At 48.5% G+C, this 12240-nt stretch carries 8 protein-coding genes; 5 read left to right on the plus strand and 3 right to left on the minus strand.

Going from position 1 to position 12240, the window contains the following annotated elements:
- Window positions 1-20 precede the first annotated feature (20 nt).
- Together metC and ACX9GU_RS14005 are read right to left on the minus strand one after the other, a co-directional pair.
- A complete protein-coding gene (gene metC, locus ACX9GU_RS14000) occupies window positions 21-1202 on the minus strand; it encodes a cystathionine beta-lyase (protein ID WP_473191931.1) in 1182 nt (393 codons plus the stop codon).
- Window positions 1203-1217: 15 nt separating this feature from the next.
- A complete protein-coding gene (locus tag ACX9GU_RS14005) occupies window positions 1218-2504 on the minus strand; it encodes an amino acid permease (RefSeq protein ID WP_473195183.1) in 1287 nt (428 codons plus the stop codon).
- Window positions 2505-2867: 363 nt separating this feature from the next.
- On the opposite strand from ACX9GU_RS14005, the gene ACX9GU_RS14010 reads away from it, so the two are divergent.
- From ACX9GU_RS14010 to ACX9GU_RS14030, 5 genes are all read left to right on the plus strand, one after another.
- A complete protein-coding gene (locus tag ACX9GU_RS14010; RefSeq protein ID WP_473195184.1) occupies window positions 2868-3827 on the plus strand; it encodes a LysR family transcriptional regulator in 960 nt (319 codons plus the stop codon).
- A 167-nt stretch (window positions 3828-3994) separates the two neighbouring features.
- Complete coding sequence (locus ACX9GU_RS14015; protein ID WP_473191932.1) at window positions 3995-4711, plus strand: alpha/beta hydrolase family protein; 717 nt, start codon at window positions 3995-3997, stop codon at window positions 4709-4711.
- Between the two features lie 9 nt (window positions 4712-4720).
- Complete coding sequence (locus ACX9GU_RS14020; protein ID WP_473191933.1) at window positions 4721-6109, plus strand: hypothetical protein; 1389 nt, start codon at window positions 4721-4723, stop codon at window positions 6107-6109.
- On the plus strand, window positions 6106-8004 hold the full coding sequence (locus ACX9GU_RS14025; protein ID WP_473191934.1) for a hypothetical protein: 1899 nt from the start codon (window positions 6106-6108) through the stop codon (window positions 8002-8004). Before ACX9GU_RS14020 ends, ACX9GU_RS14025 begins: the two co-directional genes overlap by 4 nt.
- Window positions 7994-10660, plus strand: a complete 2667-nt coding sequence (locus ACX9GU_RS14030) for a DEAD/DEAH box helicase (RefSeq protein WP_473191935.1) — start codon at window positions 7994-7996, stop codon at window positions 10658-10660. The genes ACX9GU_RS14025 and ACX9GU_RS14030 overlap by 11 nt, the downstream gene beginning before the upstream one ends.
- Before the next feature lie 172 nt (window positions 10661-10832).
- Here ACX9GU_RS14030 and lysC read toward each other — a convergent pair whose 3' ends face one another.
- Window positions 10833-12194: a lysine-sensitive aspartokinase 3 gene (gene lysC, locus ACX9GU_RS14035; protein ID WP_473191936.1), complete on the minus strand. Its 1362-nt coding sequence runs from the start codon at window positions 12192-12194 to the stop codon at window positions 10833-10835.
- Between the last annotated feature and the right edge of the window lie 46 nt (window positions 12195-12240).

A 12240-nucleotide genomic window follows, 5' to 3' on the forward strand; every position in this document is an offset into this window, starting at 1 on the left:
ACCTTGGAAACAATCGCGCCTCAGACAAATTGCTTCAATCTTTCAAAGCCTTGCTCCAGATCGGCTTTCAGTTCATCCATATCCTCCAGCCCAATCTGCAAGCGCAGCGCCCGGCCGCCGGGTTGCCACTGCGTCACGGTGCGGTATTCGGCACAGTTAAACGGGATCACCAGGCTTTCAAAACCTCCCCACGAGTAACCCATGGCGAAAATCGACATGTTATCCAACATGTTATCAACGCCAGCCTTGGTATATTCCGGCTGTAAAATGATAGAGAACAGGCCCGAAGAACCTGTAAAGTCGCGTTTCCAGAATTCATGCCCTGGGCAATCAGGGAAGGCCGGGTGGAGCACTTTCAATACCTCCGGGCGGGATTTTAGCCAATGAGCCAGCTCCAGCCCGCGCTTTTCGGCCTCCTTCAAGCGTAAGTACATGGTCCTTAAACCCCGTAGGGCGAGAAAACAGTCTTCTGCACCCGGCAGCATCGCCATCAGATCATAGGTTTCGCGTAATTTAGGCCACCAGGCATCATTGGCTGAAACCACGCCCATCAGTAAATCGGAATGCCCGCCCAAATACTTGGTACCCGCCTCTACGGAAATATCACAACCATGTTCATGGGCGCGGAAAAATACCGGCGTTGCCCAGGTATTATCAATAATGGTGGCGATCCCTTGCTGTTTTGCCAGCGCCGTCATGGTTGGAATATCCTGGATTTCAAAGCTTTGAGAGCCAGGAGATTCTAAGAACAGGGTGGTAGTGTTAGGGCGGAACAAGGTGCCGATGTCTGCGCCAATCAATGGATCATAGTAGGTGGTTTCGATCCCCATTTTGCCCAACATTCCTGCACAAAACAGGCGAGTGGGTTTGTACACGCTGTCAGGCATTAACAGGTGATCGCCTGCTTTCAACGTGGTGAGCAATGCCAGCGCAATTGCGCCCAGCCCGGAGGGTGAGAGTACCGTCCCTGCCGCACCAGCCAGTTCGCTCCACGCATTTTCAAGATTGGCGATCGTGGGTGTGCCCATCGTCCCGTAGTTAAACTCGGCTCGGTTATGCTCAATATCGCTGACGGTAGGGAAAATAACCGTTGAACCCCGATAAACCGCTGCGTTGACAAATCCGGCCTGTTTGGCGGGATCTCGGCCGATCTGTGTAATCCGGGTGCCGATGCTGAAATCCGAGCTTGGTGATTTACTCATTGCTAACCTCATCGTTTATTCGAAAAATTTAAAGAAGGGGGACAGGCAAAGCAAAATACCGAAGAAAGTGATAAACCAAACGGCGGGCCCCTTAAACTTATGAAGTGCTTCGACTTTATACACCAGATAGCAAGGGATCAAGCATGATACCAACCCGAACAAAGGGCTCCCCAGTTGCATAAAGAACAGGATAGAGAAGCGGGTTGAAATCCACGCCCATAACCCCAGCACAACGCCAACGCTGATGGCAATGTGAAGCACTTTTTGATTGATTTTTTCTTCCGGAATAAAACGGCAGATAATATTAGTCACAATCCCTTTGATCGCCTCCTGGAACCCTAAATAAATCCCGAGAAACGCCGTTAAGATGGCAAATATATTCAGCAGGGCGCTCATTACTCTCACAACAGAACCGGGAATAACCTGGGCTGCAATGGCTAATGCAGAGATATTCTGCTCAAAAGCGGAAACGGCCTGCTCATGGCTGATAGCAAAAGTGAACGAGAAGGCAAAGAACAATACCGCAACCGCCAGGATAATATAAGCAACGCGGTTGGCGCGGATAGCTCGATAGGTGGCAATACGTTTATCCGATTCAACTTTGCGATAAGCAATGTTCATCGGGCTAAGTATCTGAACAAACAGAATGGAGAAAAGGGTAAAGGGTAACGTCAAAAACACATCGCGCATAAACGGCAGCAGCGCAGGGAAGGCGGTAATATTATTCAAGTTCCAATGTGGAACCATCACGATCCCTAATACAACGATAATCCCAAATTTAACGCACACCATCGGCCCGGAGACTTTGAACAACAACCGTTCCCCTTGAGCGGCAATGCTGACCAAGGCAACCAGCACCACCAACCCATACCAGATGGAGTCTGACAGCAGGCCTTCCGTCAGCCCAAAGGTCTGAATATAGGAGGCGCTGTCAAAGGTAACGGCCAGGGAGTAAGAAAACATGCCGTGTAGTAGCATCAAGAAATAGGCAATACCTAGCCAAAACCCCCAGTTTTTCCCGAGATATTGTGTAATAACGTTAGTATAGTCTTGGCAATCTTCACTTTCTGATAATGTTTTAAGGTAAAGACTTTGCAACAAATAAATCGCTGGATAAGAAATGATAACCGAGGTGATAAAGACCCAAATGCCTTTGATGCCCACTTGAACCGGCATAAAAACAATGCCGGAACCGATGGCCATACCTATGCAGAGAATAACCCAGCCGAAGTCATATCGGGTAAACGGAATGCTTTTATACGCGTCTTTAGACTTGATATCTGTATTTATTATGCTATTCATCATTGTCTTCCTGTCGCAGGATGATCACAGCCGTGTTCTCACGAAATGAGAAGTTATGTAAAACATCGCTTTTGTCAGAGGTAACCTTATCTGACATAGAAACATAGTACGTACTGGTAAGTAAAACTTAAAGCAGCTAGCGGTGTTATTAAATGAAAATACTTGTGCGTGAAACGCAAAAGTTGATGGCTGTCTTATTTTATGTGCTTTTTATGAAAACTGACTGAAAGGGTTGGTAGCGTCGCTATCTAGTGAGTATAGTCAATTATAATGTATAGGAATTTTACTAATTTAGCGTGTTTTTGCTAGTCTGATATCAGATCCATGCGACCGTATAAATCCACAAAGGGGTACCGGCAGATGATGTCGTCAACCAGGGGTTCCGTTTCATTCAAGGCAAAAATCGACAACTACGCCATCTTCCGGCAGCTGGAGATCTTTATCAAGGTCGTTGAATGTAACAGTTTTTCTGCCGCAGCGCTGAAGTTGAACCTGACGCCGTCTTCGGTGAGCCGCAGCATTTCCCAGTTGGAAGACTATCTTGGCATCGTTTTGCTGAAAAGGACCACGCGTAACCTGATTTTGACCGAGCCAGGCAAATATCTGCTGTTCCGGGCGCAGCACCTGCTGGCAGAGCTGGATGACTCCTTGGTGAATACCTCCAGTTTCCGCAGCCACCCACAGGGCCAGCTCAAAATTACCTGTTCAATTGCCTTCGGCGTTACCCATCTGATGCGTTTGTACAGTGACTATAGAGAGATCAACCCCGACGTCAGATTGTCAGTCGATTTGAATGACCAAAGCGTCAACCTTAACGAAGAGAATATCGATATTGCGCTGCGTATTACCGCACACCCGCCGAGTAATTTTGCTTTGCGCAAAATCTGTAAGATCAACTGGGTTTATTGCGCCAGCCGGCGCTACTTTGAACGCCGTGGCCTGCCAAAAACCCTGGCAGACCTGGAGGATCACGACTGCCTGATCAATCCAAACGTTTCTGATAATTGGCAATTTATTGGTGGCGATGGCCATTCGTTAAAAATCAATAACATCGTCGAGGTGAACAGTACCTTGGGGCTGCTACAGGCAGCGCTCCATCATCAGGGGATCGTCAATCTGCCAACCTACATGCTGGGTGACCATATCGCCAAAGGCGAGTTGATCCCCATTTTGCTGGATCACGAAGCTAAAGAGCATGAGTACCATCTTTTCGCACTGTACCATCCAGGGCATTATCAAGACCCCAAGGTGAGAAGCTTTATTGATTTTATTGTGGAAAAAATCTCATCGACGCCTGCCTGGGACGATTGGATGGCAGGGTAGTTGTGTTTGTCATCCGACGTTGGAGACAGAACCCAAGTGGCATTCTCTGCGGCCGTTGTTTCTCTGAATTCACGCTGCAAGAGCAAAAAACGGACAATTAGGTATCAGGAATCGTATTCTGTACATTATGATACTCTCATGTATCAAAAAGGATTTGTGAGACTTACATGGCGTTACTAGGTTATGCCAGGATACCGGATTTTAGCAATATTCTCGTTAAATTCATGCCGGTAATATTGTTGCTAATGCTATATGTTATAGGTGCGAATGCCGCAAACCTTAATGGCGTTGGGATCAAAAAGCTTGCAGTTGTCGACCCTATTGATCATCACCCAATGGAAACGGTGGTGTTCTTTCCAAGTTCTGGGCCCTCGGGGGTTACAAGCATCGGTCCCTATCAGATTTCAGCGTCCAAATCGGTCTCAATTGGGAGCGATTTATATCCGTTGATTCTGCTTTCGCATGGAAACATGGGAAGTATGTGGGGACATCATGATCTGGCCACAACCCTCGCTCAGCAAGGATACATCGTCGTAAGCGTGACCCATCCGGGCGATAATTTTCAGAATTCGAGTCGAGTCGGGGCTACTAGCGCGATCTACGGACGCCCCTTGCAGATATCTGCTGCTTTGTCGGCTGCTCTCAAAGATTCGATGCTTGCACCACATATTGATAAAGATCAAATAGGATTTTTGGGGTTTTCTGCCGGTGGAACAACAGGTTTGATACTCGCAGGAAGCAAGCCGACTCTTACTCGCCTTGTGGAGTACTGCGCGAAGCGCCCCAACGACCATCAAGTCTGCGAAGCGAAGGGCCATGGTACAGGAAAGGGTTCCGACGGCGCACGAATGGCGAGTTGCTACCCCTCAGGCACAAACAATTGATACAACATTATGTATATAAATAATTTTCTGACGGAGTACGACGAATCACTAACGGGTGAGCTGAACATTGACCCGCTGGGGCAACTGGTGATCTGGTCTGCCTGGGGACAAGGTATTTTCCACCGCCGCATAACTTCCATTGCAAATGATGTACGTCAGTACACGCTCAACCTGTTGCATCATGCTGTGATGCGTGACGTTATGTACAATGAGAGGCTTCAGATATCGGGTGCGATGAAAAAGCGGTATGCCAGTAAGCAAGATCGTGATTTCAGGTTTGCTTGCCTCATACATCTTGAAAATATCTATATCTGGTCGATGCTCCTGGCTGAACGCCAGGGAGTCACTCTGACCGGGGTACTGGGTATCCTGAAAGCACGACGACGTATGGAGTCTCAGGGGGAGCATCCTGAAATTCGCTTTGGTCACGAATCTGAATGTTGTCTCCTGACAAATCAGATAGCCCTCGGAACGAATGGTCGTTATAAATCGCCAATGATGGATATGCAGTTTTTTGACACTCATTATCGTTATGATGTTCCGGGCAGTAAAGAACCATGGCAGGCCGCTGAGTCGCTAATAAAAAAAGTCCCTGAGTTGAGAAAACTCTATAAGGCAGTTCACGACTACCTAAGCAACCTTATGCAGGCATCACGCGCCGGTGACCTGTCACCACGTTTCGATTCACGTTTTGATGTCCTGAGAAAATTGTATGTTAAGGCATTTGGTCATCCTGAGTACGTGGGACAATACAGCCGTGATTTCTGGCTGAATATGACCGGACTTAACCGGAATGCCGCTGGAGCTCTTTATCGGGTGATTGAACGTGAGCGGAAACTCGAACCCAAGCAGGAATATACGGCAGCTCAAATCTTTAAGTTGGCATGGCGTGAAACGGATAATAAGCAGGATATTGATGAAGATGAACGTCTGACCTTGAGTCATATCATTCAGGCGGAGCCATTCCTTTCACTGGTTGATCTCATGTTCCGTGGCCTGCAGAGACAAAGTCAGCAAACACTGGCCGAGTTCAGAGCATTTTGGCAGTCACGAGGTTTGAGTGATGATACTCTGCCCCGTATGGCGTCACAGCTACAGGAAAATTGTGCGTTACTTCAATCTCTTACCGGCACGCCTAAATACAGGTTTCAACGCTTACTTGAGGTTGCCGCCGAACCCAAACTAGAGAGTCAGGTGGCTGAGCTTCTTGGATACCATAGCAGCATTATGGCTGTACGAGGACAGTTTTCCTGGATGACGCTGAATGACAATGTTCTGTCACTCCAGGTTTCTCCATTCAGTCTGTCAGGGCAAAGGAAAAACGATGACTGGGTTAATCATTATTATTTGCCTCAGTTCAGACACATGCTTAGCAAGCTGTGGGGAGAAGTGTCATGAAACTGATGTCAACTTTCAGGCAGCAAATTAAGGAGCTTGGCGAACTTAAACGGGTGTGGCTAACTACATTTAATCTTGACGTTGCGTTTGTCGAAAACTGGGTGCTACCGGCTATTCTTAAGACAGATCCACCAATAAGTCGAATGGATTATGAGGGACTTCAGCAGGCACTAACCGACAGTGGTATCGATTTTCGCATTTACTGTGATCCACGGATGCTCGCTAAAGAGAAACCAAAGCGAACCTCTATTGCCGTATATCCAGTCTCAGTGAGAGGGTTAGCTCGCAGCAAAAAAACAAATGCCAAGCGCTTTCATGACACGGATAGCCTTTTTCATCCAAAGGTATTTTACCTAGAGAACAAAAAGGGAGAGATTATAGTCGGTGCCGGGAGCGCTAATCTCACTCTTAGCGGATGGGGGCGGAATGTTGAGGCCGTTGATTTTCGTCGTGTTGCTTCTAACGAACAGTATCAACAAATTAAAACGTTTTTTACTCAACTTGATGAAGGGCTGAGAAAAAAGTTTCAAAAAGGTTGTACATTTTGCGGCAAAGATACAAGTTGGTCGTTTATTCACAGTCTCGGAGGCGAAACACTCAGGAAAGCTCTTGAAAAAGAAGGAAAGATCGAGACGCTGAGTGTCTGGTCTCCCTATCTTTCTGGCGATCTTGCTCGCTTCATCAACGCATTCTCTGACCCGGAGTTAAAAATTGAACTTGTTCCGGACCTTCTCCAGGGATGCATACGAACGCCCTGGAGTGAGAGCACACAGGAACTAATAGAGAATGGACGTTTAGGTTTTTATTCTTCTCCAGTTCTCAGGGATGAACGTACTGTCATGGTTCATGCTAAACTCTGGCTCGCAAAATCCCAAAAAGACAGCCGTCTCGCAACGGGTTCATGGAATTTCACCGTTCCGGGGTTCAGCAGTCTAGATGATACCTTCTGGAATGTTGAAGCCGGTATCGTCCACCCAGTTTCTCGTTCGGTTACGCTTTGCGGAGACTTCCAGGAGGTTACGAGCGATAATTTTGCCAGTGATGAGTTACTGAGCGAAGAAGATTTCGTTCCTCCGCTATTGCCACCTTTTGATCTTGATGTCAGTTTCGACTGGACAACCTGCCAGTACTCGATAACCGGGCAGTGGTTTAGTGATAAGCCCACGGAGAGCTACCAGCTTATTCTTCCTGGGGTCCGCGAACCACAGACACTCTTGTGGACAGTGGCAGCAAAAGAACTCAAACGTATGCCCCCGCTTTTCCCGACCCATTCAGATGTGCTGCTCAGCAGCCATTTCTACACCATCCGGTGTAAAGATCAACCTGACTGGCAGGGGATTATCACCGAGACAGGAACAGCACACCGCCGTGGTATGCGATTCAATTCACTGGACGATCTTCTGAGCAGTTATGTCAGTGCCTCGGGAGTAACATCACACGATAATTTACTTCCACGGGATGCTTCTACTCATGATAGCGCTGAGGTTAGGGAGCCTATACCCGAATCCATAAGCCCGACTAGTTATTTCCGGTTGTTTCATGCCATGCAGCAAAGACTTAGCTGGCTATCACAAGTAAAGGATGCCAATCGGCTATATCGGAGTCTTTTCAGCGACCCTGACTGTTTGCTTGAACTGGTAGAAAAAACTGCAGAGGTGGTAGAGCAGAAACCAGATTCGGTCTTCAGTTGGTTTCTTGCCTGTGAGGTGAACAACCTTGTGAAAGCCGCGAAGAAACATATGAATAAACTTCGTCAAGCTGAGAAAAACGCCTCTGTTCAGGTTACAAAACATATGTGGGCAAAGTTGCACGTACAGACGCCGGTGCTGAAGGGGAAGCCATCAAGTATGGTATACCTCGATATTATCAGGGAGGAGTGCTGTTATGGCCGGTAAAATGAATAAAACAATATCCCCGGAAGATGTCAGTGCTGTGATGAATTTCGATGCCGCGGACCCTTTATGGCAGTATCGTTCGGGCGACATGAGTATGGCGGCAAAGCAGGCTGAAGGTGTTGCGGGTTTATGGAATATTCTGTCCAGAACTCGTGTAGGGCTGCTCGCTGATGAAGTGGGAATGGGGAAAACCTATCAGGCGATCGGTCTGATGTTGATGCTCTGGCGTCAAAAGCCAACTGCCCGAATTCTTATAATGGCGCCAAATAAAACGCTGTGTCACAACTGGGAAATAGAATTTACAACCTTTGTGGATAAGCACTATCGTGCCGGGCAGGCACCGGACTTTTCTAAAGAGCGTAAGCACCTCTACAAGCCCTCATTCCACGGCCGGATTGAAGATCTTACGCTCGATATCACAGCGAGTCCGGGACGACTTTATCTGACCACGATCCATGCCCTGAGTGGGTTGGTTGAAGACAAGAGCTCGCGAGACAAACGCAAATCAGCGGCAAAGCTTGGTGCGGGATACCGCAAACAGATAACGGAGTCCATGAAAGGTGGCTTTGATCTGATCATAGTCGATGAAGCACATTATTTTCGTAACCGAAACGGGGATTCCCAACGCGCCGCCGCTGCCGCCGCTTTTTTTGGTGGACAGGATACACCGCTTGCCAAAAAAACGTTGCTTCTGACTGCAACACCTAATCACTCCTCCACGCGTAATGTGTATGACATTCTGAGTTACTTTACTGACAAGCATGAGCGTTTTAGTCCAGATGATGTCCGAAGCCTGATGGAAACTTATGCGATAAGACGGCTGAGAAAAATGCGGGGTAAAGGGGGAAGTTACAGTAAGCATCATTACCGTCGGGAACGTGCTATACCGGCAACTTTTGATGGCAGGCAGGATGCTGAGCTTTTTTTTGCTCTCTACCAGAAAAAACTTGTTCAACATCTTCAGGAACAACAGAAGGGTGGCAACCGGGCATACATGTATGGTTACCTCGAGGGTTTCGAATCAACAGGTGGTTATGACAAAGAGCCGATATCAGACGATGGCGAAAGGGACGCCTTTTACCATGCGCCAGATACATTACTTCTCGGGGCATTGACGCGTCAGTTTAATGATGTCTATCACAGGTTTCCGGATCATCCAAAATATGATGCTCTGATCGATGCTTGCTCGCCGGCGAGGCTGTTTGACCCTGATGAAATGTTACATACATTCAAACACTTGGTATTTGTACGCCGCATCCCTTCTGTGCGTGAAATCACCCAGCGGGTCAACGCCAGTTATGACGAAATATTTGCTGCGCGTATTGTGTCTGCGTGGGGGCTGCCTGATGAGTCGCTTGCAGCATGGCGTAAATCGGGGTGGTCGCGGTCTGAATTTGCTCGCCTCCTGCATGGCAGGGTTAAACGTGCTGAAGCAGATGATTTTATCCCTGATGATACGTTTATTGAGGATCACGACCCGGATAATGAGCTAAAGCTTTCCAGCAAAATAGCTGAACTCTTTGTCGTAAAGAAAACCGGGCAAAAGCGCACTGACTGTACCAACGTCAGTCTGCGATTCCGCCGGCCGGAAAATCTGTTTTCTTTATTCCTTGAGCCTGCCTTAGATGGAAAATCCGAGGGGTATTTTTTCCACTACCGTGGACTTGTTGGCGGGCGTGAACGCGATACGTATGCCGATGCAGCCCGTGATGCTCGCCTGATGGGACCACTGCCTGGTTCGCCAGAGCATATTCTGTATGATGTCCCTTTAACTACGGCCTGGGCAATGATGTTCAAGTATTTACCAACGTCTTGCCGTAACAAACTTGAAGACTGGCTCTCGCGAGCGGACGGAGCAGCAATACTCGAAAACTTTGCCACTTACTTACGAACCGGTTACCTCTTTGCCAGCCCTGTCATGACAGAACTGTATTGCTGGTACACTGAATTCAGTCAGAAGCAGCAGGATGGTGATGTTCAAAGAAGATATCGGCTGTTCACCCGCTGGGTTGAAAGGAGACTGGAAGATTCATTGATGCTGCGATATTTCATCGCGGCAATAGAAACATTTGAAACCCTTTGCGAAAAAATTGCAGGTCAGCCACTTGCAAACGCGGAGTATAGCTGGCGTGAACTGTCGAGTCTGAATAGTCCTGCCTGGTATGCCAGCGGTGAGACGTCCAATCGTGAAAGGCTTATTGTCGGATTCAACTCACCATTTTATCCGAATGTACTGGTCGCAACCTCTGTGTTTCAGGAGGGGGTTAATCTGCATCTGCAGTGTCATCAGATTCATCACTATGGGATTGCATGGACTCCTGGTGATAACGAACAGCGCAACGGACGAGTGGATCGTCTCTTTGGTCAGGTAAATTCATTATTGCAGGAGCAGGATAATGCCGAGATGACCATTACCTACCCGTATCTTGAAGGCACGTTCGACCAAGATCAGTTGGCATCCTTTATCCGACGTAAACACAGAGTGGAAGAGAAACTCGACAGCTGTGAGATAGAGGATTTCACTAGTGAGATCAACGAAAAAGAGGATACAACGGGTTGGGAAAAATGGCTTCGCCAGCCCAGCACAGGATCAGTGAGAGAGGATCCCTATCCAGCGCTCAGGGATTACTCACAAAGACGAAAGAACAACGATTAGAGAACTCTGCGTAGTCTAAATTGAAAAGTGGTTATGTACGGATGTTTATGGAGTCATAGGTGCCGTAAGGTCAGATCCACATAGGTTGGGGGGGCATGGCTGCAATCGTCTCAAGAGAGCGGCGAGCCGATCGAGGATTGAAGCCAGGGGCGTGCAAACGCCCCGATTTAACTTACTCAAATAACCTACGGTGTAGCGCTACGACCGCGCTGTCAGCGACGTCGCTTGGTAGCAGGAAGCAAAGATTATCATTGGATGCGCCATGGAAAATCATACGCACGGCATACTCATCCAGATCCACAAATGTATCCCGGCATACGCCTGCGCCACGATGGAGTTGATTGCCAATCAAGGTGACCAAGGCCAGCCCGGTTTCAATCTCGACCCGGCAATGAGAAGAGAGGGCGGTAAGCAGCGCGGTGGTCAGGGTGTGATCTTCTCCCGAAGTGGATCCCGTGGAATTCAGGGCTAGCGCTATACAGCTCTCGGAGGTGGTAACCAGGTCCACATCAACCCGATGTTCTGCCAGAATCGCGAACATTTCGGCAAAGAATCTGTATGCAGGTTGCGTATGCAGGTCGTGCAATCTCAACAACGTCTGTTTACGGCGAATGGCAATCGCACGATAAAGTGGCGGATTCTCTGTCTCACGGCGAACCAGCGTTCCACCGGCAGCGGTATTTTTGCTGGACCCTACAAAGACCGGGATATTTTTCCGCATCGCGGGTAACAGGGTCGCCGGGTGGAGCACTTTCGCACCAAAAGCAGCCATGTCGCTGGCTTCTGAAAAGGAGATATGGTCAATACGCCGGGCCTGCGCCACAATGCGCGGATCGGTGGTGTAGATCCCGGCCACATCAGTCCAGATATCGACACGTGCGGCCTGCAATGCTTCCCCAAGCAGGGAGGCGGTGTAGTCGCTGCCGCCCCGGCCCAGCGTGGTGGTATGCCCGGCGTCATCACTGCCGATAAAACCCTGGGTGATAACAATCGCCTGCTCAATACGCGGCCGCAGATGGGCTTCTGCCTGATCCTCCACCAGGCTGATATTGGGTTCGGCGCAGCCGTAAAGGTTGTTGGTTCGAATGACTTTACGGGCATCAAACCATTCTGCTTGCGCTTCACGTTCACGAAGCACTTCAGCAAATAACAGGCTCGACATCAGCTCGCCATGACTGACCAGTTCATCACTCAGCGCCGTGGAAGGCATTGTAAATGCCGTCTCGGCAAGGCGGGCAATATTTTCAAGGAGTTGGTCGATTTCCTTGCCTATGACCAACGGCGCTTTCAGGCGGGAAATAATGTTGTACTGGATAGCGCGAAGGGTATCAATTTTATCCATACGATCACGACTTTCCAACCCTTCAGAAAGTTCGACTAATAGATTTGTGACCCCAGCGGAGGCAGACAACACGACCAGACGAACGTGGTCATCTGCAAGAACAATACCGGCACTGCGATTCATCGCGTCAAAGTCAGCAACGCTGGTACCGCCAAATTTGGCAACGACGAACTGTGGATAAATGCGTGTCATAACAATCTCATATCAGGGCGCCATAAAAAATGGCTAGAAAATTTTC

The organism is Serratia sp. K1WW1, assembly GCF_055790865.1.